Raw genomic sequence first — 26,614 nt, 5'->3', positions numbered from 1 at the left:
GGGCCGGTGGATGGTTGGGTGGATTCGCGTATCGCCCGAGGGGACCGCCCGCGCTCGGGTCGGCCCCGGCATCCGTCCGACTGGACGTCCGCGAATGGTCGGTTCGAAAAGCAGGGCCGCGCACGCGCGGCCCGGGGTCTTCAGCTGATCTCGCGCAGTCGCTCGATATCGGCGCGCACCGAGGCCGCCGAGCGGTCGAAGTCGGCGCGCTCGGTCGCTTCGAGGTCGAGTTCGACGACCTGCTCCACGCCCTGCCAGCCGAGCACGCAGGGCACGCCCATGGCGATATCGCGCTCGCCGTACTCGCCATCGAGGATGGCGACACAGGGCAGCAGCCGACGTCGGTTGCGCACGATGGCGTCGATCATCGTCGCCACCGCCGCACCGGGGGCATCGTAGGCGCTGGAGTTCTTGCGCAGCGCGAGGATCTCGGCGCCACCCTTGCGGGTGCGCTCCATGATCGCCGCGATACGCTCCTCGGGAAGGAAATGACTGAGGGGGATGCCGTTGATGGTACAGAAGCGCGACACCGGCACCATGGTGTCACCATGGCCGCCGAGCACCATGGTGGTGATGTCGCGCACCGAGAAGCCGGTCTCCTGGGCGATGAATCCGGCCATCCGCGAGGCGTCGAGCACCCCGGCCTGACCGAAGATCCGCCGCCGGTCCCAGCCGGTGCGCTGGGCGACGCGATAGGTGAGGGTGTCGACCGGGTTGGAGACGACCAGGATCATCGCATCCGGGGCGTGGGTCATGATCTCGTCGGTGACCGCGTCGATCACCCGCACGTTGGCCTCGAGCACGTCCGAGCGCGACATCCCCGGCTTGCGCGCCTGCCCCGCGGTGATCACCACCAGATCGGAGCCGGCGAGGATGCTCGGGTCATCGCTGCCGATCACCCGGCTGTCGAACTTGAAGAAGGGTGAGGTCTGAACGATGTCGAGCGCCACACCCTCGCTCATGCCCTCGTTCACGTCGAGCAGCGCCACCTCCCGGCACAGCTCCTGTTCGGCCAGGATCTGCGCGGTCGTCTCGCCGACTCGGCCGGCCCCACCAACGATGCTGATCTTGTTCACGTCGCTTGTCTCCCGTCGGTGAGCGGCGAGCCTCCTCTCGGGGCTGGCACGCCGCTCAGTGGATGGATGGGACGGAGATCGCGCCCGCTGCGGGCTCAGCCGGGATAGTGCGCCGGATACGGGGCACGCGCGACACCGCTCTCGATGGCGGCACGGGCCACGGCGGCCGACACCCGCTCGCGCAGACGCGGATCAAAGGGTTTGGGGATGATGTAGTCCGGGCCGAACTCCAGCGACTCCAGCCCCTCGTAGGCGGCGAGCACCTCGGCCGGCACCGGCTCGCGGGTGATGGCGCGCAGCGCCTCGACCGCGGCGATCTGCATGCTCTCGTTGATCCGCGAGGCACGCACGTCGAGCGCGCCACGGAAGATGAAGGGGAAGCCGAGGACGTTGTTGATCTGGTTCGGGTAGTCCGAGCGACCGGTGGCCATGATCAGGTCGTCGCGCACCTCGCGGGCGAGCGCCGGACGCACCTCGGGCACCGGGTTGGAGAGCGCGAAGACCACCGGACGCGGCGCCATCGAGGCGAGCATGTCGGCGGTGACCAGATCCGGCCCCGAGACGCCGATGAAGGCATCGGCCCCGTCCATGGCGTCGGCCAGGGTGCGGCGCTCGGTATCGGCGGCGATGCCGAACTTGTAGGGGTTGAGGTCCTGACGACCGACGTGGATCACGCCCTGGCGATCGATGGCGAAGATGTTGTCGCGGTGGGCGCCGAGGGCGAGCAGCAGACGGATTGCCGCGATCCCCGCGGCACCGGCGCCGAGCACCACGATGCGCGCCTCGGCAAGCGACTTGCCTTGGAGTTCGAGGGCGTTGAGCAGACCGGCGGCGATGATGATCGCGGTGCCGTGCTGATCGTCGTGGAACACCGGGATGTCGAGCTGCTCGATCAGCGCCTGCTCGATCTCGAAGCAGTGCGGCGCGGCGATGTCCTCGAGGTTGATGCCGCCGAAGGTCGGGGCGATGCGCACCACGGTCTCGATGAAGGCCTGGGGGTGACGGGCCTCGACCTCGATGTCGAAGCAGTCGATGTCGGCGAAGCGCTTGAACAGCACCGACTTGCCCTCCATCACCGGCTTGCTCGCCTGTGCGCCGACCTTGCCCAGGCCGAGCACCGCGCTGCCGTCGGTGATCACCGCCACCAGGTTGCCCTTGTTGGTGTAGCGGTAGGCGTTCTCGGGATCGTCGTGGATGTGGCGCACCGGCTCGGCAACGCCCGGAGTATAGGCGAGCGAGAGTTCATGCTGGGTGCTGGCCGACTTGGTGACCTCGATACCGATCTTGCCGGGCCGCGGCTCGGCATGATAGGCGAGCGCCTGCTTGTTCAGGTCCGCGTCGTGATGGGCGAAGCTCTCGGGATCGGTCACTGCTGGTCTCCAACAAACAACATTGTTCAGGGTGCCACTGGGGCGATCGTAGCGAACAATCATGTTCGCGCCCGGCCCGCGAGTCAAACGGCGCGGACTCTACTGCAGGGCGTTCCGCTCGCGCGCGCGTAATCATCGCGCCGGCGCCCACGCGGGGCCGTGCTGAGATCGCGAGGGGGAGTCGGGGCGACGCGCACGATGGCGCACGCGGCCTCAGGTGTGCAGGACACCCGGGCATGGGGAGCGGGAGAACTCCGCGCCAGCACGAGAGGTGCGGCGCGGCGGAGCGGGGACGACGCGTGCGGCGCGAGACTTAGCGCGCGTAGCGACGACGGAACTTGTCGACGCGACCGCCGGTGTCGATCACCTTCTGCTTACCGGTGTAGAACGGATGGCAGGCGGAGCAGACTTCGACCTGCATGACATCGTTCCCCAAGGTGGAGCGGGTGGCAAATTCGTTCCCGCAGCTGCAGACCACCTTGACTTCGGCGTATTCCGGGTGGATTCCTTCTTTCATGGCTGACCCTTCTGGCCCGGCTCGGGCTGTGGAAAATTCAGTAAACGCGCGAGGATACCACGCACACCCACCCTGCGCAATTGTCAAGACCGGAGCATCGACCAGCGGTCGCGCATGCTGGCCGACGCCCACGCAATCGATCTACACTTGCCCCGCCGCGACCGCCAGACCGACCAGGATCGTCCCCTCTTCATGGCCCAGACCGACACCCGCGAGCCCCGCCATCGCACCGCGGCACACTGGCTCGACGCACTCGATGCGCGGCTCCAGCCCGCCCGTATCCGGATCGCCCGCTGCCTGCCGGAACGACTGCGTCGGGCGCTCATCGATCGCAACCGCAGACTGCTGATCGAGCCCGATGACGGCCAGGCCCGACTGACGCAGCTGCGCGGCGAGGCCCGCGAACCGGTCGGCAGCCTCACGCTCGACACCGAAGAGCGGCTGCCCGAGGCACTCGCCGACCATCGTCGTCGCACCACGCTGCGCTTGCCCGAGACCGCGGTGCTGCGCCGCGAGCTCTCGCTCCCCGCCCAGGTCAGACCGCGCCTGAGCGAGGTGCTCCACCACGAACTCGACCGGCTCTCGCCCTTCCCCGCCGACCAGCTCTTCTATGATGCGCGGCTGCTGCCGACGGCCAAGCGCGCCGCACGCATCCGCGTCGAGCTCGCGCTCTGTCCGCGCGCCCCGCTCGAGGACTGGCTCGCGCGGCTGGCGCGGGCCGGAGCCACGGTCGAGCGCATCGACTGGAGCGGCGCCTGGCGCGGCGCCAACCTGCTCCCACCGCATCGGCGTCCCCGTCGTCGGCCGCCGCGACTCGGGACCGACGGCTGGCTCGCGCTGCTCGCCCTGACGCTGCTGATCGCGGCGCTGGCGTCCCCGCTGTGGCAGCGTCATGCCCATCTCGCGCGGCTCGAGCAGGCGCTCGGGGCGGCGCGCGCCCAGGCGCTCGAGAGCGACCGGGTGCGCCAGGCGCTCGAACAGGCCCGTCAGGGCAGTCTCGTCGCGCTCGAACAGCGCCGTCTCCAGCCCCGCGCGCTCGAACTGCTCGGCGCGCTCAGCACCCGCCTCCCCGACGACACCTGGGTGCAGAGCCTGGAGTTCGACGGTCGCCAGGTCGAGCTGACCGGTGAGTCGGCGAGCGCCACGGCGCTGATCGCCCTGCTCGAAGGCGCCCCCGGGATCGCCTCGGTGCGATTCCGCTCGCCGGTGGTCCAGATCGACCGCAACGGCAAGGAGCGCTTCAACCTCGCCTTCCGGCTGGAGGCGGCGGAGCCTGCACCATGACCCGGGGACGCACCGACTGCCTGCTCGTCTGGGGACTCGCCGGGTCGCTGCTGGCCGGCCTGCTCGCGCTGACGCTGCTGCCCTGGTGGCTCACACTCGACGCGCTCGATGCACGCATCGCCAGCGCCGAGGACCGGCTCGCGCGCTATCAGCGCATCGCCGCCGGGCTCCCGGTGCTGCGCACCGAACTCGAACGGGTACGCACCGATCCGACGCTCGCCGGGCTCTATGTCCAGGCCGCCACCGAGACGATCGCCGGCGCCGAACTGCAGCGCCAGCTCCAGGAGATCATCGCCGCCGCCCGCGGCCGACTGATCAGCGTCCAGCTCCTGCCGGCCACCAACGCGGATGCCGAGGCACCCACCCGCCTCCATGTCCGCGCCCAGATCCAGGGCACCACCGCGACCCTGTTCGAGATCCTCTACCGCATCGAACAGGCCCGCCCCCTGCTCTTCGTCGAGCGGCTCTCGGCGCGCTCGGCGGCACAGCCGGAGCAGCGGCTGCGCGCCAGTCGCGCCGCCCCCCCGTCACTGGCCACCGCGCCCGAGGGGGCGCTGATGCTGCGGCTCGACGTATTCGGTTTCGTGCGCGGGGAGGAGACATGAGCCGCACGCCCGCGCTCATCGCGAACATCGTGCTCGGCGGGGTCCTGGTCTGGCAGTGGCACGACTGGCGCACGCCGCTGCCCACCCCGGCCCCTCGGGCGACGGTGACCGAACACGCCGACGAGCCGCTCGCCGCACGGCTCGCGCCGCCGCCCCGGGCGCACTATGCCGAGGTGCTCGAACGACCGCTGTTTCGTCCCGACCGTCGCCCTCCCCCACCCCCGGCCCCCGTCCAGGCAAGCGCCGAACAGCACCGGGCGGCGATCGCGCTCGAACGCCTCACCCTCACCACGGTCCTGATCACCCCCCGTCAGCGCGCCGCCTGGGTGCGCATCGCCGACGACGGCGGCGACAGCCAGCGCGTCGAGATCGGCGATCGACTGGGCGACTGGAGGGTCTCGGCGATCCACCCCGACCACCTCCTGCTCGAGCGACAGGGCCGGGCCGATCGGCTACCATTGCGCGACTTCACCCGGCCTGGCGCGGCACCAGCGACGGCGCCCGGCGGACCCGACCGGCGCCCGTCACCGTCGTCACGGCCCTGATCCAGGAAGCCAGATCGAGACCCGAGGTCCCATGGACGCAGACCCCAGACCACGCACCACCAGCGCCCTGTTGCTGACGCTGCTGGTCCTGCTCGTGCTCGGTGGCTGCGAGCGCGCCGACTGGGACCCCACGCTCAGGGTCGGCGACCCGGCCGGACACGTCGTCGATGCCGATCGCCAGCGCGGCGGCGAGCACCGTGGCGGTACCAGCGCCACCACCATCGCGCTCGGCGACGGCGCCACCCGCGCCCGCACCCGCGACTTCATCGACCCCGGCAACGGCACCGTGGTGCAGCGCATCGCCCGCCCCCAGGTCGACACCACCCCGGGCGAGGTCACCCTCAACTTCGAGCGTACCGACATCCGCGAGGTGGTACGGGTGATCCTCGGCGAGGTGCTGCAGCGCGACTATGTGCTCCATCCCGCGGTACAGGGCGAGGTCTCGCTGCAGGCCCAGGCGCTGCGACGCGAGCACCTGCTGGCGACCCTCGAGACCCTGCTGCGGATGAACGGCGCGGCACTGGTCGAGCACGGCGGCGGCTACCAGATCCTGCCGCTGACCAACGCGCTGCAGGGCCAGGTCGTGCCCCAGCTCGGCGAATCGAGCCGCGCGCTGCCGGCCGGCTACAGCGTCCAGGTGATACCGCTGCGCTATATCGGCGCCGCCGAGATGGGGCGCATCCTCGAGCCGCTCGCCCCCGAGGGCAGCATCCTCCGGGTCGACACCCAGCGCAACCTGGTGGTGCTCGCCGGCACCGGCCCGGAGATGGCCAACCTGCTCGACACCATCCGGGTGTTCGACGTCGACTGGATGGCCGGGCTCTCGGTCGGCTTCTTCATGCTCGAGTTCGCCAAGGCCGAGGCGGTGGTCGAGCAGCTCACCACCCTGCTCGACACCAAGGAGGGCGGCGCGCTCGACGGGGTGTTCCGCTTCGTCCCGATCGAGAGCGCCAACGCGCTGCTGGTGGTCTCGCCGCAGCAGCGCTATGTCGAACGCGCGCGCGACTGGATCAAGCGTCTGGACATGGCCGAGGCATCGGGCGAGGCGACCGAGCGGCTGTTCGTCTATCGCGTCCGTCACGGCAACGCCGAATCACTCGCCGAGATCCTCTCGGAGCTGTTCGGGGGCGGTCGGGGCGAGGGGCAGCGCAGCCTCGGCGCGGTGGCCCCGGGGATGGAGCGGGTCACCCTCGATGCCGGCGGCGAGGGTGGCGAGACCGCGAGCGCCCGCCCCCGGGCCCGCGCCCACCGTCTCGACACCGGGGTCAGCATCGTCGCCGACGCGGTCAACAACTCGCTGCTGATCAAGGCCAGCGCCCGCGACTATCAGAAGATCCTCGACGCGCTCAAGCAGCTCGATATCGTCCCGCTGCAGGTGCTGGTCGAGGCGACCATCGTCGAGATCACCCTCACCGGCAATCTCGAATACGGCGTGCAGTGGGACTTCTTCGGCCTCGCCACCGCCGACCAGCGCAGCAACTTCCGTCTCGACGGCACCCTCGACGGCGCCAAGGACTCGGGCATCGGGGCCATCTTCCCCGGCTTCACCTGGTCGGTGATCTCGCGCCCCGACACCATTCGCGCCACGCTCAGCGCACTGGCCGGGCGCAACCTCGTCAACGTGCTCTCCTCGCCCTCGGTGATGGTGCTCGACAACCAGACGGCGAAGATGCAGGTCGGCCAGCAGGTGCCGGTGGCCACCGCCCAGCAGCAGAGCACCTCGACCACCGACCGCATCGTCAACAGCATCGAGTACCGCGACACCGGGGTGATGCTGTCGGTGAAACCACGCGTCACCCCCGGGGGCATGGTGCAGATGGAGATCGAGCAAGAGGTCAGCACCGTGGCCACCACCGAGAGCTCGAACCTCGACTCGCCCACCTTCCAGACCCGCAACATCACCAGCTCGGTGGCGGTGCGTTCCAACCAGGCGGTAGTGCTCGGCGGACTGATCCAGGACCAGCGCGAGGACGGCAAGCAGGGCGTCCCCGGGCTCTACGACCTGCCGATCGCCGGCGCCCTGTTCGGCGAGCGCAGCAAGAAGGCCAACCGCACCGAGCTGGTGGTCATCCTCACCCCCAGGGTGATCGCCAGCGACCAGGACCTCGAGGCCGTCACCCGCGACTTCCGCAGCAAGGTCAAGGGGTTGGAGTTCTAATGCTCGGTTCTCAGAAGACTGAACCGCAAAGGCGCGAAGGGCGCAAAGGACTTTGATCAGCGGGTATCGTTGCGGCTTCCGACTGGAAGCCGGCGGCTGACCTCAGACCGCACCAAGCAACCTATACCACTGTATCTATTGACTTTCTTCGCGTTCTTCGCGCCTTTGCGGTTCAACTTCCCCAGCGCCCGCCTCAGCGCGAGGCGGTGGCGAGCTTGAGGGCGAGGCCGGCGAAGACGGTGCCGGCCAGCCGGTTGAGCATCAACTGGGCGCGGGGTGAGCGGCGCAGCCGGGCGCCGAGGGTGCCCGAGGACCAGGCGATGGCGGAGAACACCAGCAGCGCCGAGAGCATGAACAGCGCACCGAGCAGCAACAGCTGCAGGGTCAGCGGGCCGCGCGCGGGGTCGGCGAACTGGGGGAGGAAGGCGAGGAAGAAGATCGCCACCTTGGGATTGGTGGCGCTCATCAGCACGCCACGGGCATAGAGCTGGGCGGGGCGCGGCGCGGTGGCGCCGCTGCCGTCGAGCGCGCAGGCCCCGGCGCGGAACGCCTGCCAGGCGAGATAGAGCAGATAGAGCGCGCCGAGCACCTTGAGCACGGTGAAGGCGAGCGCCGAGGCGGCGAACAGCGCGGCCACGCCGAGCGCCACCGCAGCGGTATGGAGCATCACCCCGGTGCACAGCCCGAGGGTGACGAAGATCCCCGCCAGCCGGCCGTGCAGGGCCGACTGGGTGAGGACGAAGATGTTGTCCGGCCCGGGCGCGAGCGCCAGGGCGACCGAGGCGGCGAAGAACAGCAGCGCGGTATCGAGGGGCAGCATGATGGGGCGACCGTGAAGAAGAACGATCGCCCATCAATACCACGCGCACCCCGCCCGCGCACCCCGCCCCACCCGAGACCGTCAGCTGCCCCCTGGAGCCTGGCGGCTGGCGGCTGGCGGCTGGCGGCTGGCGGCTGGTAGCTGGAAGCTGAAAGCGCATCCCTCCTTCGCGCCCTTTGGGCCTTTGCGGTTCAAATTCCTGGCGACTGGCGGCTGGAAGCTGGCGACTGACTCGAAAACAGCGTCATTCGAGATCCTCGGCGAGCAGCCCGTAACGGACCTGACCGGCACACTTGTCGCGCACCAGCACCCAGCCCGGCGGCGCCTCCGGCAACCCCTCCTGACGTCCGCGCTCGACATAGAGACGCCCGCCCGGCGCCACCCAACCGTCCTCGATCAGTCGCGTCAGCGCCGGGGCGAGCAGGTCCGCGGCGAAGGGCGGGTCGAGGAAGATCAGGTCGAAGGGGCGCGGCGGGGTGGTGGCGAGCCAGTCCAGCGCATCGGCGCGGACCACCTCGACCGACCGCTCGCCGAGGGTACGGACATTGACCTCGAGCTGACGCGCCGCGGCCGCGGCGCGCTCGATCAGCACCACCTCGCCGGCGCCGCGCGAGCAGGCCTCGAGCCCGAGCGCGCCGCTGCCGGCGAAGAGGTCGAGACAGCGCGCCCCGGCGATCGTCGGCGCCACCCAGTTGAACAGGGTCTCGCGCACCCGATCGGCGGTCGGGCGCAGCCCCGGCTGATCGAGTACCGGCAGCCGACGACCGCGATGGCGGCCGCCGACGATGCGCAGTTGGTGCTGCCCCGACCTACTCGGGCGCATCGGCCCGTGCCGTCTGTCCGGCGCCACCGCCGACCTGCACCAGCACCATCCGCTCGGGATCGACCCGACGCGCGAAGGCATCGCGGATCTGCGCGGCATCGACCGCCTCGACACGCTCGGCAAAGCGCGCCAGATGATCGAGCGGCAGGTCGTAGAAGCCGATCATCGCCAGGTACTGGACGATGTCGCCGTTACTGTCGATGCGCAGCGGGAAGCCGCCGGTGATGTTGCGCCTGGCGGCGTCGAGCTCGTCCTCGGTCGGCCCCTCGGCGATGAAGCGCTCGAGGGTCTCGCGCATCACCGCGATCGCCTGCTCGGCCTGATCGTTGCGGGTCTGCAGCCCCATCAGGAAGGGACCGGGGCGGTCCAGCGGCAGGAAGTAGCTGTAGACGCTGTAGGAGAGTCCGCGCTGCTCGCGCACCTCGTGCATCAGCTGCGAGACCAGCCCGCTGCCGCCGAGGATATGGTTGCCGACATAGAGCGCGAAGTAGTCGGGGTCACCGCGACGCATCCCCGGCTGACCGACGAGCACCGCCGTCTGGCTCGACGGGAAGGCGATGTGGCGCTGCGCTGCCTGCTCGAGCGCCGCCACCTCGGGCAGCGCCGGGGCCGCCTCGCCGCGCGGCAGCACGCCGACCACGCGCTCGGCGAGACGCTCGGCGCCGGCGCGATCGAGCGCGCCGACGATCGCCACCACCGCGTTGGCACCGACCAGATAGCGTTGGTGGAAGGCGACCAGATCGTCGCGGGTGATCGCACCCACCCCCTCGGCGGTGCCGGACGGGTCCTCGGCATAGGGGTGATCGCCATAGATCGCCCGATAGAAGGCGCGGCTGGCCTGGGTACGCGGCGACTCCTGCTGCTGGCGCAGCGCCACCAGACGATTCTCGCGCACCCGTTCGAGATCGACCGCGGGGAAGCGCGGCGCGGCGAGCAGGGCGGTGAGGGTGTCGAGGGCGGTATCGAGCGCCGGCTCACGGGTCAGGCTGCGCAGCGACACCGAGAAGATGTCGCGATCGACCCCGCTGCCGAACTCGGCGCCGACGCCCTCGAGACGGGAGGCGATGGTATCGGCGTCCCACTCACCGGCGCCCTGGGCGAGCATCGCCGCGGTCAGCGAGGCCAGCCCGGGACGGGCGCCGTCGCGCGCGCTGCCGGCATCGAAGGCCAGGCGCAGATCGACCATCGGCAACCCTGGGGCGGCGACGAACAGCACCCGGGCGCCGTTGTCGGTCTCCCAGGTCTGGATCTCGGGGGTGGCCTGGACGAGCCCGGCGGCGCACAGCAGCAGGGCGCCGAGCCAGAGGCGCGAGCGGAAGCGATCAACGGACATGAGCGGCTCCTCGATGGGACATGGCGGGTGCGGGTGCGGCGGCGGGATCGATCGGTTGCGGATCGAGCACGGCGACGGTGAGCCGGTCGGCCACCAGATACTTGCGCGCGACCGCCTGGATCTGCTCCGGGGTCACCGCGGCGAGCGCATCGACATAGCGATCGGCCAGCTCCCAGCCGAGCCCCACGGTCTCGAGCTGACCGAGCAGCATGCCCTGATAGAACAGCGAGTCCTTCTCATAGACCTTGTCGGCGATGAGCTGATTGCGTACCCGCTCGAGCTCGGCGGGGTCGACCGGCGCGTCCTGCAGCCGCGCGATCTCATCGCGCAGCGCCTGCTCGAGCTCGTCGATGGCGTGGCCCTGGGCGGGGACACCCTCGAACAGGAACAGCCCGGGCAGCCGCCCGAAGGCGCTGTAGCCGGCGCCGACCGAGGCGGCCACCTCGCGCCCGCGCACCAGCTCGCGCTCGAGACGCGCGCTCTTGCCGCCGTCGAGCACCGAGGCCAGGACCTCGAGCGCATAGGGCTCCCACGCGGTCTCGGCATCGATCACCGCCGGGGCCTTGTAGCCCATCAGCAGATAGGGCTCCTGCGCCGGGGCCTTGACCCGCAGCCGCTTCTCGCCGAGCTGCTCGGGCTCGGGGCGGCGCTTCGGGGTGGCGATCGACTCGGCCTGCAGCGGCCCGAAGTGACGCTCGGCGAGGGCGAAGACCTGCTCGGGATCGACATCGCCGGCGACCACCAGGGTGGCGTTGTTGGGGGCGTACCACTGCCGGTACCAGTCACGCAGGTCCTCGACCCGGAGCTCCTCCAGGTCGCCCGGCCAGCCGATCACCGGGATGCCGTAGGGCGAGGCGTCGTAGGCGGTGGCGTTGAAACGCTCGTAGGTGAGCGACTGCGGGTCGTCGTCGGTGCGCATCCGCCGCTCCTCCTTGACCACCTCCAGCTCCTTGGCGAACTCCTCCGGGTCGAGCGCCAGGTTGCGCATGCGCTCGGCCTCGAGCTCGAAGGCGATCTCCAGCCGATCGCTGGCGAGGTTCTGGAAATAGGCGGTGTAGTCGCGGCTGGTGAAGGCGTTCTCCTCACCACCGTTGGCGGCGATGATGCGCGAGAACTCGCCCGGGGCGAGTCGCTCGGTGCCCTTGAACATCATGTGCTCGAGCAGGTGCGAGATACCGGTGATACCGCCGTACTCGTAGCTCGAACCGACCCGATACCACACCTGACTGGTGAGCACCGGGGCGCGATGATCGGGCTTGACCAGGACCTTGAGCCCGTTGTCGAGCTGGTGTTCGTAAACCGTCTGGCCCGCGCCCGCCGCCAGCGGCAGCAGACAGACCAGGGTCGCAATGAATCGTCGTGACATGGACACCCCATAGTCGGAAAGACAAGGACGATAGATATGGTCAGCTTAACCGGTCCCCGAGTTCCGGGCAGCGTCGAAGCGCAATGGCGGCGCCAGCGGCCAGCGGCCAGCGGCCAGCGGCCAGCGGCCAGCGGCCAGCGGGAGATCCAACCACAAAGACGCGAAGGACACGAAGGGGTCGAGACGTAGGATGGGATGCGTGACCGTGCGCCGACGCCGGCGATTGACATCGACCCTATCCGGTCATGCCCCCCATCACCCCGGCTCATCGGCACGCTGCGCCTTGCCAAGCCGATCAGGCTGGCGGCTGGCGACTGGTGGCTGGAAGCTGGCGACTGGAAGCTGGCGACTGGAAGCTGGTGGCTGGAAGCTGGTGGCTGGAAGCTGGTGGCCGAAGGCCGAAGGCTGCCGCCTGGCGGCGATCAGCCGTCGATCTGTTAGCATTGCGACATCCCGGGGCGGTCGCGACCGCCCCGCTCGGCGCGCCCGCGCGCACCGCCCCATCAACACGAGAATTCCCGTCGACATGTTTGGTTTCGGAAAGAAGCACAAGACCGCATCCAGCGACGCGCCCGCAACCGAGGCGCAGGAACAATCGTCGCGCAAGCCGCTGTTCGGACGCCTGTTCGGCGGCGGCAAGGACAAGACCACGACGCCCGAACAGGCGCCGGTCGCGGAGCTCGAGCGCGCAGCCCCGGCGCCAGCCGCGCCGAGCGCCGAGTCCACGCCCGCACCCGAGCCGCCGCAGCGCACCTTCGTGCCGCGCGCGCTCGAGCAGCGTCGCGAGGAGCCCGTCGCCTTCGAACTGCCCGACCTCCCCGACGAGGCCCCCGAGCCCGAGCCGGAGGGCGGCGGCAAGCTGTTCGGTCGGCTGCGCGAGCGACTCAGCCGCACCCGGGTCAAGCTCGGTGGCGGCATCGGTGAGCTGGTGCTCGGACGCAAGCGGATCGACGACGAGCTGCTCGAGGAACTCGAGACCCTGCTGATCACCGCCGATGTCGGCATCGAGGCGACCACCCGGATCATCGGCGATCTCACCGAGCAGGTGCGGCGCAAGACCCTCACCGACCCGCAGGCGTTGGTCGACGCCCTCAAGGCCGAGCTGCGCGGCATCCTCGAACAGGCCGACGCCCCGGTCGCCCAGCCCGCCGAGGGCAAGCCTCAGGTGCTGCTGATGGTCGGCATCAACGGCGCCGGCAAGACCACCACCATCGGCAAGCTCGCCAAGCGGCTGCAGGAGGAGGGCAACAGCGTGATGCTCGCCGCCGGCGATACCTTCCGTGCCGCCGCCGTCGAGCAGCTCCAGACCTGGGGCGAGCGCAACAACATCCCGGTGATCGCCCAGCACACCGGCGCCGACTCGGCCTCGGTGATCTACGACGCGCTGCAGGCGGCGACCGCGCGCGGCACCGACGTGCTGATCGCCGACACCGCCGGGCGGTTGCACACCAAGAGCAACCTGATGGACGAGCTCAGCAAGGTGGCGCGGGTGATGAAGAAGATCGACCCCGAGGCGCCGCACGAGGTGATGCTGGTGGTCGACGCCACCACCGGGCAGAACGCCCTCGCCCAGGCCGAGCACTTCCATCGCGCGGTGGGGCTGACCGGCATCACCCTCACCAAGCTCGACGGCACCGCCAAGGGCGGGATCGTGTTCGCGATCGCCGAGCGGCTGCAGGTGCCGATCCGCTTCATCGGCGTCGGCGAGACGATCGAGGACCTGCGCTACTTCGACGCCGACGAGTTCGTCGACGCCCTGCTCGGCTGAGCGCCGCTGGAGGCGCGACCGAGCCGCCCAACCGCCGCCCCGGCGACCGCGCCGGGGCCGTGCCCGGAGTGCACCGCGCGATGATCGAGTTCGACCACGTCCACAAACGCTACCCCGAACGCGGCGAGGCGCTCAGCGACATCAGCTTCGCGCTCGCCGCCGGCGAGATGGCCTTCCTCACCGGTCACTCGGGCGCGGGCAAGAGCACCCTGCTGCGGCTCATCGGGCTGCTCGAACGCCCCAGCCGCGGGCGCGTGGTGGTCGACGGACGCGACCTCGGCGCCCTGCCCCGCCGCCAGATCCCGCTGCACCGCCGCCAGGTCGGGATGATCTTCCAGGACCACCGTCTGCTGGCCGATCGCAGCGTGTTCGACAACGTCGCCCTGCCCTTGCAGGTGATGGGCTACGGCCAGCGCGAGATCGGCCGACGGGTGCGCGCCGCGCTCGATCACGTCGGCCTGCTCAAGCGCGAGCGCGCCACCCCGGTGGCGCTCTCCGGCGGCGAGCAGCAGCGTGTCGGCATCGCCCGCGCGGTGGTCGCGCGCCCGCCGCTGCTGCTCGCCGACGAGCCCACCGGCAACCTCGACCCCGAGCTCTCGCGCGAGATCTTCGAGCTGTTCGAGCGCTTCCAGTACGTCGGCGTGACCCTGCTGATCGCCACCCACGATCTCAGCCTGGTGGCGCGCATGCCCTATCGCACCCTGACCCTGGCCGACGGTCGGCTGGTCAACGACTCCGGGGGATGGTGAGCATGTCGCGCGTGCGCCGTCCCAGTGCCCGTCCCTCCGAGCTGCTGCTGATCTGGCTCGCCCACCATCTGCGCAGCGCCCGCGAGTCGCTGCGCCGGCTGTTCGGCATGCCGCTGCCGACGACCATGACGGTGGCGGTGCTCGGCATCTCGCTGGCACTCCCGGCCACCCTCTATGTCGGCACCGACAACCTGCGCGCGATGACCGGGCGCTGGGACCAGACCGCGGCGATCTCGCTGTTCCTCCGTCACGAGGTCGACAGCAGCGCGGCGCGGGCGCTCGCCGAGCGCCTGCGCGCGCGCCCCGAGCTGGCCCGTGTCGAGCTGATCGAGCCCGAGCAGGCGCTCGCCGAGTTCAAGGAACTCGGCGGCTTCGAGGGCGCGCTCGAGGCGCTCGATGACAACCCGCTGCCGGCGGTCCTGGCGCTCTACCCGACCCCGAGTCACGCCACCACCGGGCAGCTGCGCGCGCTCGAACAGCAGATGGTGACCCTGCCCGAGGCCGACTTCGCACGCATGGACACCCTGTGGATCGAGCGGCTGCAGGCGATCCTCGCCCTCGCCGAGACCGCCACCCTGCTGCTCGGCGCCCTGCTCGGGCTCGGGGTGCTGCTGATCGTCGGCAACACCATCCGGCTGGAGATCCTCAATCGGCGCGGCGAGATCGAGATCATGGAGCTGGTCGGCGCCACCGCCGCCTTCATCCGCCGTCCCTTCCTCTATGCCGGTGCCTGGTACGGGCTGCTCGGCGGGCTCTGCGCCACCCTGCTGGTGACCTTCTCGACCGGGGCGCTGCAGGGCTCGGTGTCGCGACTCGCCGCGCTCTACGGCGGCGAATTCCGGCTCGCCGGACTGGGGCTCGACGGCACCCTGGTGGTGCTGCTCGCCGGCATCACGCTCGGACTGGTGGGGAGCTGGATCGCGGTCGGGCGTCACCTGCGCGGGGCCGAGGCGGACTAGACCAGCGGGTTGGCGACGCGACGCGGGATGCCGGGGTCGGCGAAGTCCAGCCCCTCGGGGAGTTCGATGGTGGTGCTCAGCGGCAGGTGGTCGGAGAGGGCGTAGTCGATCACCTCGGCGCGGGTCACCCGCAATGGGCGCGAGACCAGGATGTGGTCGAGGTTGTGCCGGGGGCGCCAGCTCGGGAAGGTCTTGCGCTCGCAGTCGAGACCACGCATCCCCGAGTCGACCACCATCGCGCGCAGCCCCTTGGAGCCGCAGCCGCAATTGAAGTCACCCATCAGCACCAGATAGGGATACTGCTCGGCCAGCTCGAGCAGATAGCCGAACTGGCGGCGGCGCGCCCGCCAACCGAGGGCGAGGTGGACGATACCGACGGCCAGACGACCGCCCTGCTCGAAGGGGAATTCGGCCACCATCACCCCGCGCCCGGGCAAACCCGGCAGGCGGTGCTCGCTCACCCGCTGCGGTCGCAACCGGCTGAGCAACCCGTTGCTGTGCTGGGCGAAGGGCGCGAGATTGCGGTTGACCTGCCGGTACCAGTGCGGAAAGGCGCCCTGCCGGGCGAGATACTGGATCTGGTCGACATAGGCGCTGCGCAGGCTGCCGGCGTCGACCTCTTGCAGCCCGACCACGTCGAAGCGCTGCAGCAGCTGGGCGATGCGCGCAAGGTTGATCAGCCGCTCGGAATGCGGCAGCAGATGCTTCCAGCTATTGGTGAAATAGTCGCTGTACCGACGCGAGTAGATCCCCGCCTGGACGTTGTAGCTCAGCAGATTCAGTTGCCGCATGTTCGGCTCGTCGGACTGCTCGTCGGTGGCCAGACCCTAGCACAGCCCGCCGACTCGACCAAGCACCTGGCCGAAAAAGAAAAAGGGCAGCCGAGGCTGCCCTTTCGCGTGATGCGCGCGGTCGCTGGATCAGTCGTTGCGCAGACCCTGGATGTACTGCGACACCGCGGCGATCTCCTTGTCGGTCATGCGCGCGGTGACGCCGCGCATCATGCCGTTGGGATCGTTGGCGCGCTCGCCCTTGCGGAAGTACTCGAGCGTCTGCTTGACGTAGTCGGCATGCTGACCGGCGAGACGCGGGAACTTGGACAACCCCTGGCCCATGCCGGCCGGCCCGTGACAGCCACTGCAGGCGGGCACGCCGCTCTTGGGGTTGCCGGCGCGATAGATCTTCTCGCCGAGTGCGGCCAGCTCACGATCGGCAACACCACCGGTCTGCACCTGCTGCGAGTAGTAGGCGACGACGTCGCGCATCTCCTTCTCGGTCAGCGGCATCGCCATCGGGGTCATCTGCACGTTGTAGCGCTCGCCGTTCTTGAACTGCACCAGCTGCTTATAGGCGTACTCGGGGTGCTGACCGGCGAGCTTCGGCCACAGCGGCACGATGCTGTTGCCGTCAGCCGCGTGACACGCCTGACAGATTGCCTTCGCCTTGGCCTCGCCCGCTTTGGGGTCGCCCAGTTCGAATCCGTCCGCGGCCATCGCCGCGCCGCTCATCAATACCGCCGCCGCCGAAACCGAAATCAGCCAAGTCTTCATCATTGCAAATGCCCAGTGTTCGTGGTTCATGGCCGCGCCGCCGTCCGGTGACGGGTGGGCCTCGAGGAAGAAGGTGGAGAAAATCCTGCGATATATATCAGAATTTCGTCATATGGGTCAAATTACACGCCGTTCCCGACATGTCTCTGCAGAGACAGACCAGCAGCCGTAAAGATCCCGACCGTCTCTCGTCGAGCGCGGGGTCGATGCGGGCGAGGCCTCAATGACCCTGGTGCCCCATCCCGCCTCCGAGCGCACGCACCGGGACATCGAGTCCGATCCGGGAACCGTCGTCGAGCTGCAGCTCCAGCGCCACCAGCTCATCGACCAGCAAGGGCTGTCGCAGCCCGATCAACATCAGGTGCAGCCCACCGGGGGCGAGGCGTACCCGCTCACCGGCGGGTAGCGCGATACGCTCGATCCGGCGCATCCGCATCATCCCGCCCTCCTCGCGGTGGGTGTGCAGCTCGACCACCTCGGCCACCGGGCTCGTCGCCGCGACCACGGCCCGGTCCACCGCACCGTCGTTCTCCAGCACCATGAAGGCCGCGCTGTTGGGCTGCCCCGGCGGCACGGCACGCACATAGGCCTCATCGACCACCACGCCGTCGGGTTGGGCCGCCCACAGCGGCGCCAGCCAGCACGACAGCAACACGATCAGCAGAAGGCTCCTCATCACGACTCCTCCGAATGGAATGGGCCTGCCGACCCGGTCGGCGCAAGACCGAGCAACCCGTGAATACGCTCGACGATCCGCTCGGGCGCGGTGGCGTGGGGGAGCTGCCCCACCAGGCGTCCCTCGGGATCGACCAGCACGGTATTGGCCGAGTGGTCGACCAGATAGCCGAGCGCCGAGTCCGGTTGCTCGACCCGCCGGTAGGCCGCGCCGTAGCGTGCGGCGATCTCGGCCAGCTGCTCGGGGGGACCGGTCAGACCGATGATCGCGGGATGGAAATAGGCGGTGTACTGACGCAACCGCTCGGGGTCGTCGCGCTCGGGGTCGACGCTGACGAAGAGCACCTGGACGCGCTCGCGGACCTCCGGGGTCAGCTGGCCGAGCGCATGGGCGATGAGGGCGAGGTTGGTCGGACAGATATCCGGGCACCAGGTGTAGCCGAAATAGATCAACACGACCTTGCCGCGCAGTCCCGACAGGCTCACCGGTCCAGCGGCGGAGACCAGGGTGAAGTCGCCCCCTCGCGGCGCCGAGGCGAGGGCGGGTCCGGGGACGGACGGGGACAGGCGCTCGAACAACAGCCAGCCGACCGGCACGAGCAGCGCCAGCGAGAGCGCGATGGTGACCAGGAGCGATGGCGTCCGTTGCATGGATCTCCCTGCCGAGCGGCTCGGCTCGCAACCCCACGATGGTCCAATAGTGCGTGGAGTCGCGACCGACATCAAGCCGGAGCCCCGCAAGCGGTCAGCCTTCAGCCGCCAGCGAGCGTCATCGCGCCACCCCTCGCCCCACGACTGGCGACTGGCGACTGGCGACTGGCGACTGGCGACTGGCGGCTGATGGCTGATGGCTGGCCGCTGGTAGCTGGCGGCTGGTAGCTGGTAGCTCTCCCCCCCCTTCGCACCCTTTGGGCCTTTGCGGTTCAAAATTCCTGGCGACTGGCGACTGGCGACTGGCGACTGGCGACTGGCGACTGGCGACTGGCAGCTGGCAGCTGGCGACTGGCGACTGGAGGCTGAAGGCTGATCGCCCCCCCTTTGCCCCGCGCCCCCGATCGGTTTCAATGCCCTCTTTAACCCGCCATCACAGGAGCCCCTCGATGGATCAGGCAGCGGACGGACGGCGCGCATGGGCGCGCTGAGTCAGTGGTGGCGCGCGCGCCGGATCGAGCGGGTGAGTCGGATGTTCTCGACGCGCGATTGGGAGTCGGCCTGGGAGGCGCTGCCACTGCTCGCCGGGTTCGACCCGGAGACGGCCGAGCGGCTGGAGACCCTGGCGCTCGAATTCCTCCGCACCAAACGCATCGAGTGTGTCCAGGGCGTCGCGCTCACGGCTACCGAGCGACTGCGGATCGCGCTGCAGGCGGCACTGCCGGTGCTGGAGCTGGGGCTCGACTGGTACCGCGGATGGTACGCGGTGATCGTCTATCCCGAGGAGTTCGTCCCCGAACGCGAGGTGATGGGTGACGACGGCGTGGTGTGGATCGAACAGGAGGCCAAGAGCGGCGAGTCCTGGGAACAGGGCCCGGTGATCCTGTCCTGGGCCGATGTCGCCGCAGGTGGCCGCGGCGAGGGCTACAACGTCGTCATCCACGAGCTCGCCCACAAGCTCGACATGCGCGCCGGCGCGCCCAACGGTTGCCCGCCGCTGCACCCGGGGATGTCGAGCGCCGACTGGCAGCGTGACCTCGCCGCCGCCTATGCAGACCTCTGCACCCGGGTCGAGGCCGACGAGGAGACCGCGATCGACCCCTATGCCAGCGAATCGCCGGCGGAATTCTTCGCGGTGACGAGCGAATACTTCTTCGAGTGGCCTGAGTTGCTGATCGAGACCTATCCGGCGGTCTACGCACAGCTGCGCGCCTTCTACCGCCAACACCCGCTGGCGCGACTGGCGGCGGACGCCTGAGTCCGACGCGGACCCAGGCGCGAACGGGTCACTCCTGATCCCAACCCTCGGGCACGCCGTCGAAGAAGTCGACCAGCCCGGTCTCGAGCGAGTACTCGGCACCGACCACCATCAGCCCTTCGCGCTCGATCAGCGATTCGAGGATCGCCGAGCCGTGACGCAGATGGTCGACCGAGGCGCGCACGTTGGCGCGCACGGCGGCATGGCGCAGCGCCTCGCGATCCTCACGCAGCTCGGTCTCGAGCAACCCCTCGATCGAGGGCTTCACCCGGTCGACGATGGCGGCGACGTTGCGCGACTCGCTGTCGGCGCCGTCGAGCATGGTCTCCAGGGTGGCACTGATCGCACCGCAGCAGGAGTGACCCAGCACCACCACCAGCTTGGTGTCGTAGCGCGAGGCGGCGAACTCGACGCTGCCGACCTGCGAGGGCGCAACGATGTTGCCCGCCACCCGGATCACGAACAGGTCGCCGAAGCCTTGGTCGAAGACCAGCTCGGCCGGCACCCGCGAGTCCGAGCAGCCGAGGACGATGGCAAAGGGGCTCTGCCCCGACAGCAACCCGGCGAAGTCGGCATGGGTGATCGCGTTGTTGGAGGCGCGGAGTTCGGCGGCGAAGCGGCGGTTGCCATCGCGCAGACGGCGCAGGGCATCCACGGCGGAGATCTTGTTGGTCATGAAGCAGTCTCAGTCGTTGTCGTCGCGAAGATGGACGGCGGACGGAGTCCGCGCGTCCGGGAAACCTCGCCCGCGACCGGGGCGTTCAGCGGGCCACGTCGACGAGCGCGGCGAGCCGGCGGCGCGGCTCGACGCAGTCGACACCCGCCGCCTCGAGGCGCACGAGCAGCGCCTCGCCGTCGCGCACCAGGGTGCGACGCTGCAGCTCGTCGAACAGCGCGAGCGCGGCGTCGAACTCCTCGGCGGGCACGCTCAGCAGGGTCGGCAGCAGCTCGCTCGGCCCGATCGGCCCCTCGGGGTCGAGCAGATCGCCCACCAGCGGCTGGCGCAGCAGCGCGAAATGGGTCGCGCGGGCGCGCTCGAACTCGGCCAGCGCGGCGCTCGCCTCGGGGTCGTCGCGGGTGGCGCGGGCGAGACTGCGGGCGATCGTCTCGATCAGCCCGGCGAGCGCCTCGCGCTCGCGCTCGAGCGCCGCGGGTAGCCCGAAGCTCTCCTCGTAGAGCTGCTCGAGCGTCTCCTTGAGCGCCATCACCTCGGTACCGTCGCCGTGCTCGCCGAGCTTGGCGGCGCGCTCCAGCTGTTGCGCGAAGCGCTCGCGAAAGCGCTCGAGCGCCGCCCGATCGGCGGCGCGCGCGGCCTCCAGCGCCGCCGGATCGAGCGGCGCCGGCGGCCAGCCGAAGAGCGGATTGTCCTGACCGCGCAGCAGTTGGCGCTCGCGGCGCCCGGGGATGTGGTTCGACTCCATGACGCGCTCCAGCGTGATGAGGGATCGGCGCGCTCAGTCGGCGGCGCGCAGCATGGCGATGACCTCGGCGGTGCGCGGACGCACCCCGCGCCACAGCCGGAAGGACTCGGCGGCCTGCTCGACCAGCATGCCCAGGCCGTCGAGACTGTGCGCCGCGCCGTGTGCCCGTCCCCAGCGACAGAAGGCGGTCGGCGCCGCGCCGTAGAGCATGTCGTAGGTCCAGCCGCCGGGGGCGAGCAGATCGGCGGGGATCGGCGGCACCGTGTCCGAGAGCCCGCTCGAGGTGGCGTTGATCACCAGGTCGAAGCGCTCGCCGGCCAGCGCCTCGAAGCCGCAGCCGGAGACCGGCACCGCGCCCGAGCCCAGCGCTGCCAGGGTATGGGCGCGCTCCGGGGTACGGTTGGCGATCACCAGCTCGCGCAGCCCGCTCTCGAGCAACGGCACCAGCGCGCCGCGCGCCGCGCCGCCGGCGCCGAGCAGCAGCACCCGGGTGCCGGCGAAGACGAAGCCGTGGTTGTCGGCGAGATCGCGCACCAGCCCGATGCCGTCGGTGTTGTCGCCGCGCAACCGGCCGTCGGCGAGCGCGATCAGGGTGTTGACCGCGCCGGCGACCTCGGCGCGCTCGCTGCGCTCCTCGACCAGCGCCCAGGCCTGCTCCTTGAACGGCAGGGTGACGTTCAGGCCGAGCCCGCCCTGGGCGAAGAAGCGTTGGACATCGCCGGCGAAGTCGTGCCGATCACCGAGGATCCGGCCATAGTCGATCGCCTCCCCGCACTGCTGGGCGAAGGCGGCGTGGATCGTCGGCGACTGACTGTGTTCGATCGGATTGCCGATGACGGCGTAACGATGGAGCATCTCGGGGCGACCTGTCCGGCGCGGTGAGGCGCATTCGCAAAGACCCGCCCCGGAGGCCCGGCGCGGGTCAGGAAACTGTCGATCGAGGGCGCTCGCGCAGCGCGAGCGCCCGGGAGCCGGAGCGCGCGAAGCGGTGCCGCGCGCCCGGGGACATCAGGGGATCAGGCCCCCAGCCAGCGGGCGATGTCCTTGGAGTAGTAGGTGAGGATACCGTCACCACCGGCGCGCTTCATCGACACCATCGCCTCGAGCACCACCGCGCGCTCGTCGAGCCAGCCGTTCATGCTCGCGGCCTTGAGCATCGCGTACTCGCCGCTGACGTGATAGACGAAGGTCGGGGCACCGAACTGGTCCTTCACCCGACGCACGATGTCGAGATAGGGCATGCCGGGCTTGACCATCACCATGTCGGCACCCTCGGCGAGATCGAGACCGACCTCGTGCAGCGCCTCGTCGGTGTTGGCCGGGTCCATCTGGTAGGTGTACTTGTTGCCCGCGCCGAGGTTGGCCGAGGAGCCGACGGCGTCACGGAAGGGGCCGTAGTAGCTCGAGGCGTACTTCGCCGAGTAGGCCATGATGCGGGTGTGGATGTGACCGTCCTGCTCGAGCGCGGCACGCACCGAGCCGATGCGCCCGTCCATCATGTCGGAGGGGGCGACGATGTCGGCGCCGGCCTCGGCATGGGAGACGGCCTGACGCACCAGCACCTCGACGGTGGGCTCGTTCATCACGTAGCCCTGGTCGTCGATCAGGCCGTCCTGACCGTGGGTGGTGAAGGGATCGAGGGCGACGTCGGTCATGATGCCGAGCTCGGGCACCGCGTCCTTGAGCGCGCGCACCGCGCGCTGCGCCAGACCGTCGGGGTTGTAGGCCTCGCGCGCGTCGAGCGACTTGGCCGAGTCCGGGGTGACCGGGAACAGCGCCATCGCCGGGATGCCCAGACGGTGGACCTCGCGCGCCTCCTCGACCAGCAGGTCGATGCTCAGACGCTCGACTCCGGGCATCGACTCGACCGCCTCGCGCTCACCCTTGCCCTCCAGCACGAACACCGGATAGATCAGGTCGTCCGGGGTCAGGGTGGTCTCGCGCATCATCCGGCGCGAGAAGTCGTCGCGACGCATCCGGCGCATGCGGGTGACGGGGAAGGCGGCACGCGAAGTATCAAGGGGAGACATCGACATCAAACCTCGGGGGACGAATCCTGGGCGCCCGGGCCCATCCCGGCGCTTCAGCCGGATAACATAGCTCAGCCGCCGTCGCGGCTCCAGTCGCGACGGCGGCAAGACCACGAATCAAGCGGCCTCGGTCAACCAGTCGCGCGGCGCGAGGAAGCGCTCGTGGAGCTCGGCCTCGGGGCTGCCGGGCTCGGGGGTGAAGTCGTAGCGCCAGCTCACCGCCGGGGGGAGCGAGACCAGGATCGACTCGGTGCGTCCGCCCGACTGCAACCCGAACAGGGTGCCGCGGTCGCACACCAGGTTGAACTCGACGTAGCGCCCCCGTCGATAACACTGGAAATCGCGCTCGCGCTCGCCGTAGACATGCGCCCAGCGCCGCTCGACGATCGGCAGATAGCCGCTGAGATAGTGATCGCCGACGCTGCGCATGAAGGCGAAGCTGTTGTCGAAGCCGTCCTGGTCGAAGTCGTCGAAGAAGATCCCGCCGATACCGCGCGGCTCGTTGCGGTGCGGCAGGAAGAAATAGTCATCGCACCAGCGCTTGTAGCGCGGATAGAGCTCCTCGCCGAAGGGCGCGCAGGCGTCCCGGGCATTGCGGTGCCAGTGCACCGCGTCCTCCTCGAAGCCGTAATAGGGGGTGAGGTCGAAGCCGCCGCCGAACCACCACACCGGATCGTCCTCGGGATGCTCGGCGAGGAAGAAACGGACATTGAGGTGCGATGAGGGCACATAGGGGTTCTGCGGATGGACCACCAGCGAGACCCCCATCGCCTCGTAACTGCGTCCGGCCAGCTCCGGGCGCGAGGCGCTCGCCGCCGCCGGCAGGGCCTCGCCGCGCACGTGCGAGAAGTTGATCCCGCCCTGCTCGAACAGCATCCCGTCCTGCATCACCCGGGTACGGCCACCACCGCCGCCGGGGCGCTCCCACAGATCCTCACGGAAGTCGGCACCACCGTCGGTGTCGCGCAAGGCCTCGCAGATACGATCCTGCAGGGTCAGCAGATAGGACTTCACGGCCTGGGTATCGGGTCGGTCGGACATCGGTGCGCGCCTCGTGCTGGGTTCGATGATGAGCGGGGTTGCGCCACCCAGGAGCACGGTGGCGCCCCGCCGGGGATCGATCATAGAACAGCCCGGCGCAACATCCACCCATGGCCGACGTCATTCAGGCCCTGCGATCACGCAACCGCTCGAGCAATTCGAGCAGCGGGGCGGCCTTGTCGAAGGTCTCGCGATACTCGGCCTCGGCCTCGGAATCGACGACGATGCCGCCACCGGCCCACAATCGCGTCTGGCCCGCGGCATGCACCAGCGTCCGGATGGCGATGTTGGTATCCATCGCGCCGTCATGGCCGAGATAGCCGATGGCACCGCAATAAGGGCCGCGCGGCGCCGGCTCGAGCTCGTCGATCACCGCCATCGCCCGGCGCTTGGGGGCGCCGGTGATCGAGCCGCCGGGGAAGGCCGCGCGCAACAGCTCGACGGCGGAGCGTCCGGGCGCGAGCCGCCCGCTGACCGTGCTCACCAGATGATGCACCCGCGCATAGTGCTCGATTGCGAACAGCGCCGGCACACGCACGCTGCCGTAGTCGCACACCCGTCCCAGGTCGTTGCGCAGCAGATCGACGATCATCAGGTTCTCGGCGCGATCCTTGGGACTGAGCCGCAGCGTCTCGGCCAGGGCACGGTCGCGCGCCGGATCGGGATCGCGCGGCCGGGTCCCCTTGATCGGCTTGGTCTCGACCCGCCCGTCGCGCACCTCGAGGAAGCGCTCGGGCGAGGAGCTCAGCACCTGCCAGTCCGGTCCCTGCAGATAGGCCGAGAAGGGCGCGGCATTGAGTTCACGCAGCAATCGATAGGCGTGCCAGGGATGACCGCTGGCAGACACCGAGAAGCGTTGGGCGAGATTGACCTGATAACAGTCGCCGGCGTGCAGATAGGCGTGGATGCGCGCGATCGCCTCGACATAGGTGGCATGCGACCAGTCGGGGCGCACCGCCCCATGGGTGCGATAGGGCGGCAACCGCGGCGCCGCCGCCTCGAGCAGGCGCGCGCGACGCTCGAGTTCATCCTCGGTCGGGGCGAACAGCCGGGCACGCCGCTCGTGATGATCGACCACCAGGCCCCAGTCATAGAGCCCGACGGCGAGGTCGGGCGGCGCACCCGGCTCGCGCACCCGCTCGGGCAGCCGGTGCAGACGGCGCCCGAGGTCGTAGCCGAAGAAGCCGATGGCGCCACCGGCGAAGGGCAGCCCGTCGGGGCAGGGGCGTGACGGACCGAGGGCCTCGGCGAGCAGGCCGAAGGGATCGGCGCCGGAGCGACGCCGGGCACCGTCGGCCTCGATCAGCGTGGTCTCGCACCCGCGCGTCACCAGCACCAGGCGTGGATCGGCGCTGAGGATGTCGTAGCGTCCCTGGTCGGTGAAGGGTCGCCCGCTGTCGAGCCACACCGGCCAGCGGCGGCGCAGCAGCGGCGCGAAACGCGCCGCGCAGTCCTCGACATAGGGGAGCTCGCGGGTCAGCGGACCCGCCGGGTGACGATCAGGCATCGGTGATCGGTTCTCGTGACAGACGACCGCCGGCAGACTTGGCGATACCGCGCCCCACCCTCACTGTCGAAGCGACGAGGCGGGACGCAGCCGCGCCCGCAGACCTGCGGAGGAACGACGACCATGGCGACCCCACGACCACTGTCATCACCCGATATCACCCGACGGCTGAACGAGGCGCTGCCACACTGGCGCCATCAGGACGGCGCACTGAGGCGCGACTATCGCACCGGCGGCTGGCGGGCGACGCTGCTCGCGGCCAACGCCATCGCCCATCTCGCCGAGCTCGCCTGGCATCACCCCGAGCTGGAGCTCGGCTACGATCATGTCGGGATCCGGCTCAGCACTCATTCGGCCGGCGGGGTCACCGACCTGGACCTGGCGCTGGCCGAGGAGATCGAACGCTGGCTCGGATGGCGTCCGGGGCCGGACTCAGCGTTGAGCGGTACCCCGGCGGAACATGCCTATCTCATCGACGATCCAGGATGACCGAGAGACCGACACGAAAAAAGCCCGCGATATGCGGGCTTTCATCGATGCTCGGGCGCGTGGCACCGAGATCGCGACCTGCGCTCGGTCGACTGCAGGGGCAGATCATGCCGCATAGGCGGACTTACTTGATCTTGCCTTCCTTGTACATCACGTGCTGGCGAACGACGGGATCGAACTTCTTGATCTCCATCTTGCCGGGCTGATTGCGCTTGTTCTTGGTCGTGGTGTAGAAGTGACCGGTCCCTGCGCTCGAGTTGAGACGGATCTTTTCGCGTGCTGCCTTGGCCATGGTGGATTCTCCGGTTAGACGCGCTCGCCACGTGCGCGGATATCGCCGAGCACGGTGTCGATGCCCTTCTTGTCGATGATCCGCATGCCCTTGGCAGAGACCCGCAGACGCACCCAGCGGTTCTCGTTCTCCACCCAGAAGCGGTGAACGTGCAGATTCGGCAGGAAGCGACGCTTGGTCTTGTTGTGAGCGTGCGAGACATTGTTGCCGGTAATGGGACGCTTACCGGTTACCTGGCATACCTTGGACATGGCGAAGATCTCTACGAAGTCGTCGAGCGTTTGAGTACATAAAGAAGCGGGATCCTAGCACGAGAATTCAATTAGA

Annotated in this window: 29 protein-coding genes; 10 read left to right on the top strand and 19 right to left on the bottom strand. The window is 69.6% G+C overall.

Features of this window, described 5'->3' with window-relative positions:
• Positions 1-140: 140 nt before the first annotated feature.
• The 3 genes from mdh to rpmE form a co-directional block, all read right to left on the bottom strand.
• Positions 141-1,076 carry a malate dehydrogenase gene (gene mdh, locus EDC29_RS02530; protein ID WP_123141206.1) on the bottom strand — a complete coding sequence of 312 codons (936 nt, stop codon included), beginning with the start codon at positions 1,074-1,076 and terminating at the stop codon, positions 141-143.
• Between the two features lie 95 nt (positions 1,077-1,171).
• On the bottom strand, positions 1,172-2,446 hold the full coding sequence (locus EDC29_RS02525) for a malic enzyme-like NAD(P)-binding protein (protein WP_123141205.1): 1,275 nt from the start codon (positions 2,444-2,446) through the stop codon (positions 1,172-1,174).
• 313 nt (positions 2,447-2,759) lie between these two features.
• The gene (gene rpmE / locus EDC29_RS02520; RefSeq protein WP_005222923.1) at positions 2,760-2,963 is read right to left on the bottom strand and encodes a 50S ribosomal protein L31; all 204 of its coding nucleotides are present in this window, start codon (positions 2,961-2,963) and stop codon (positions 2,760-2,762) included.
• Positions 2,964-3,155: 192 nt separating this feature from the next.
• On the opposite strand from rpmE, the gene EDC29_RS02515 reads away from it, so the two are divergent.
• From EDC29_RS02515 to gspD, 4 genes are read left to right on the top strand one after another with little or no spacing between them, the layout of a single operon-like run.
• A complete protein-coding gene (locus tag EDC29_RS02515; protein WP_148040547.1) occupies positions 3,156-4,247 on the top strand; it encodes a PilN domain-containing protein in 1,092 nt (363 codons plus the stop codon).
• Complete coding sequence (gene gspM / locus EDC29_RS02510; protein WP_132228401.1) at positions 4,244-4,852, top strand: type II secretion system protein GspM; 609 nt, start codon at positions 4,244-4,246, stop codon at positions 4,850-4,852. The genes EDC29_RS02515 and gspM overlap by 4 nt, the downstream gene beginning before the upstream one ends.
• A complete protein-coding gene (locus EDC29_RS02505; RefSeq protein WP_132228399.1) occupies positions 4,849-5,397 on the top strand; it encodes a type II secretion system protein N in 549 nt (182 codons plus the stop codon). The genes gspM and EDC29_RS02505 overlap by 4 nt, the downstream gene beginning before the upstream one ends.
• 31 nt (positions 5,398-5,428) lie before the next feature.
• A complete protein-coding gene (gene gspD, locus EDC29_RS02500; protein ID WP_132228396.1) occupies positions 5,429-7,555 on the top strand; it encodes a type II secretion system secretin GspD in 2,127 nt (708 codons plus the stop codon).
• A 193-nt stretch (positions 7,556-7,748) separates the two neighbouring features.
• Here gspD and EDC29_RS02495 read toward each other — a convergent pair whose 3' ends face one another.
• The 4 genes from EDC29_RS02495 to EDC29_RS02480 all read right to left on the bottom strand — a co-directional run bounded on the left by EDC29_RS02495 (position 7,749) and on the right by EDC29_RS02480 (position 11,897).
• A complete protein-coding gene (locus EDC29_RS02495; protein ID WP_190287965.1) occupies positions 7,749-8,375 on the bottom strand; it encodes a LysE family translocator in 627 nt (208 codons plus the stop codon).
• Between the two features lie 244 nt (positions 8,376-8,619).
• Positions 8,620-9,198, bottom strand: coding sequence for a 16S rRNA (guanine(966)-N(2))-methyltransferase RsmD (gene rsmD / locus EDC29_RS02490; RefSeq protein WP_132228394.1), 579 nt, complete (start codon positions 9,196-9,198; stop codon positions 8,620-8,622).
• A complete protein-coding gene (locus EDC29_RS02485) occupies positions 9,185-10,531 on the bottom strand; it encodes a M16 family metallopeptidase (RefSeq protein ID WP_123141199.1) in 1,347 nt (448 codons plus the stop codon). The genes rsmD and EDC29_RS02485 overlap by 14 nt, the downstream gene beginning before the upstream one ends.
• The gene (locus EDC29_RS02480) at positions 10,521-11,897 is read right to left on the bottom strand and encodes a M16 family metallopeptidase (protein ID WP_123141198.1); all 1,377 of its coding nucleotides are present in this window, start codon (positions 11,895-11,897) and stop codon (positions 10,521-10,523) included. The genes EDC29_RS02485 and EDC29_RS02480 overlap by 11 nt, the downstream gene beginning before the upstream one ends.
• Positions 11,898-12,092: 195 nt before the next feature.
• Between EDC29_RS02480 and EDC29_RS17240 the strand changes: the two genes are divergently transcribed.
• The 4 genes from EDC29_RS17240 (at position 12,093) to ftsX (ending at position 15,373) form a co-directional block, all read left to right on the top strand.
• A complete protein-coding gene (locus EDC29_RS17240; protein WP_165913411.1) occupies positions 12,093-12,338 on the top strand; it encodes a hypothetical protein in 246 nt (81 codons plus the stop codon).
• A gap of 85 nt (positions 12,339-12,423) precedes the next feature.
• A complete protein-coding gene (gene ftsY / locus EDC29_RS02470) occupies positions 12,424-13,665 on the top strand; it encodes a signal recognition particle-docking protein FtsY (RefSeq protein ID WP_200189282.1) in 1,242 nt (413 codons plus the stop codon).
• 80 nt (positions 13,666-13,745) lie between these two features.
• Entirely contained in the window at positions 13,746-14,414 is a 669-nt protein-coding gene (gene ftsE, locus EDC29_RS02465) for a cell division ATP-binding protein FtsE (RefSeq protein ID WP_005222939.1), read from the top strand.
• 2 nt (positions 14,415-14,416) lie between these two features.
• Positions 14,417-15,373: a permease-like cell division protein FtsX gene (gene ftsX / locus EDC29_RS02460; RefSeq protein WP_123141224.1), complete on the top strand. Its 957-nt coding sequence runs from the start codon at positions 14,417-14,419 to the stop codon at positions 15,371-15,373.
• Here ftsX and EDC29_RS02455 read toward each other — a convergent pair.
• From EDC29_RS02455 to EDC29_RS02440, 4 genes are all read right to left on the bottom strand, one after another.
• Positions 15,370-16,164 carry an endonuclease/exonuclease/phosphatase family protein gene (locus tag EDC29_RS02455; protein WP_132228392.1) on the bottom strand — a complete coding sequence of 265 codons (795 nt, stop codon included), beginning with the start codon at positions 16,162-16,164 and terminating at the stop codon, positions 15,370-15,372. The two genes, ftsX and EDC29_RS02455, sit on opposite strands and share 4 nt — an antisense overlap.
• A 129-nt stretch (positions 16,165-16,293) precedes the next feature.
• Positions 16,294-16,926: a c-type cytochrome gene (locus EDC29_RS02450; RefSeq protein WP_123141196.1), complete on the bottom strand. Its 633-nt coding sequence runs from the start codon at positions 16,924-16,926 to the stop codon at positions 16,294-16,296.
• A 217-nt stretch (positions 16,927-17,143) separates the two neighbouring features.
• The gene (locus tag EDC29_RS02445; RefSeq protein WP_132228390.1) at positions 17,144-17,599 is read right to left on the bottom strand and encodes a copper chaperone PCu(A)C; all 456 of its coding nucleotides are present in this window, start codon (positions 17,597-17,599) and stop codon (positions 17,144-17,146) included.
• On the bottom strand, positions 17,599-18,249 hold the full coding sequence (locus EDC29_RS02440) for an SCO family protein (protein WP_123141194.1): 651 nt from the start codon (positions 18,247-18,249) through the stop codon (positions 17,599-17,601). Before EDC29_RS02440 ends, EDC29_RS02445 begins: the two co-directional genes overlap by 1 nt.
• A gap of 478 nt (positions 18,250-18,727) precedes the next feature.
• Here EDC29_RS02440 and EDC29_RS02430 point away from each other — a divergent pair, with 478 nt between their 5' ends.
• Complete coding sequence (locus EDC29_RS02430) at positions 18,728-19,507, top strand: M90 family metallopeptidase (protein WP_132228388.1); 780 nt, start codon at positions 18,728-18,730, stop codon at positions 19,505-19,507.
• 28 nt (positions 19,508-19,535) lie between these two features.
• Here the strand turns inward: EDC29_RS02430 and EDC29_RS02425 are convergent, their stop codons facing one another.
• The 6 genes from EDC29_RS02425 to pabB all read right to left on the bottom strand — a co-directional run bounded on the left by EDC29_RS02425 (position 19,536) and on the right by pabB (position 25,506).
• Complete coding sequence (locus tag EDC29_RS02425) at positions 19,536-20,183, bottom strand: carbonic anhydrase (RefSeq protein ID WP_062274195.1); 648 nt, start codon at positions 20,181-20,183, stop codon at positions 19,536-19,538.
• A gap of 85 nt (positions 20,184-20,268) precedes the next feature.
• A complete protein-coding gene (locus EDC29_RS02420; RefSeq protein WP_132228386.1) occupies positions 20,269-20,928 on the bottom strand; it encodes a hypothetical protein in 660 nt (219 codons plus the stop codon).
• 33 nt (positions 20,929-20,961) lie between these two features.
• Positions 20,962-21,783, bottom strand: a complete 822-nt coding sequence (gene aroE, locus EDC29_RS02415) for a shikimate dehydrogenase (RefSeq protein WP_123143443.1) — start codon at positions 21,781-21,783, stop codon at positions 20,962-20,964.
• Between the two features lie 161 nt (positions 21,784-21,944).
• A complete protein-coding gene (hemB, locus tag EDC29_RS02410; protein WP_123141223.1) occupies positions 21,945-22,958 on the bottom strand; it encodes a porphobilinogen synthase in 1,014 nt (337 codons plus the stop codon).
• Between the two features lie 117 nt (positions 22,959-23,075).
• Complete coding sequence (hemF, locus tag EDC29_RS02405; RefSeq protein WP_132228384.1) at positions 23,076-23,999, bottom strand: oxygen-dependent coproporphyrinogen oxidase; 924 nt, start codon at positions 23,997-23,999, stop codon at positions 23,076-23,078.
• A gap of 124 nt (positions 24,000-24,123) precedes the next feature.
• Positions 24,124-25,506: an aminodeoxychorismate synthase component I gene (pabB, locus tag EDC29_RS02400; RefSeq protein WP_132228382.1), complete on the bottom strand. Its 1,383-nt coding sequence runs from the start codon at positions 25,504-25,506 to the stop codon at positions 24,124-24,126.
• 123 nt (positions 25,507-25,629) lie between these two features.
• Here pabB and EDC29_RS02395 point away from each other — a divergent pair, with 123 nt between their 5' ends.
• Positions 25,630-25,995: a 4a-hydroxytetrahydrobiopterin dehydratase gene (locus EDC29_RS02395; RefSeq protein ID WP_123141189.1), complete on the top strand. Its 366-nt coding sequence runs from the start codon at positions 25,630-25,632 to the stop codon at positions 25,993-25,995.
• A 124-nt stretch (positions 25,996-26,119) separates the two neighbouring features.
• Here EDC29_RS02395 and rpmG read toward each other — a convergent pair whose 3' ends face one another.
• Entirely contained in the window at positions 26,120-26,287 is a 168-nt protein-coding gene (gene rpmG, locus EDC29_RS02390; RefSeq protein WP_005222974.1) for a 50S ribosomal protein L33, read from the bottom strand.
• Between the two features lie 14 nt (positions 26,288-26,301).
• Positions 26,302-26,538, bottom strand: coding sequence for a 50S ribosomal protein L28 (rpmB, locus tag EDC29_RS02385; protein WP_005222976.1), 237 nt, complete (start codon positions 26,536-26,538; stop codon positions 26,302-26,304).
• Positions 26,539-26,614: the final 76 nt, after the last annotated feature.

Origin of the sequence: Marichromatium gracile (genome assembly GCF_004343155.1) — a bacterium.
Classification (GTDB): Bacteria; Pseudomonadota; Gammaproteobacteria; order Chromatiales; family Chromatiaceae; genus Marichromatium; species Marichromatium gracile.
The sequence above is the reverse complement of the archived record's forward strand: the minus strand, read 5'-3'. Positions and strand labels throughout refer to the sequence as shown.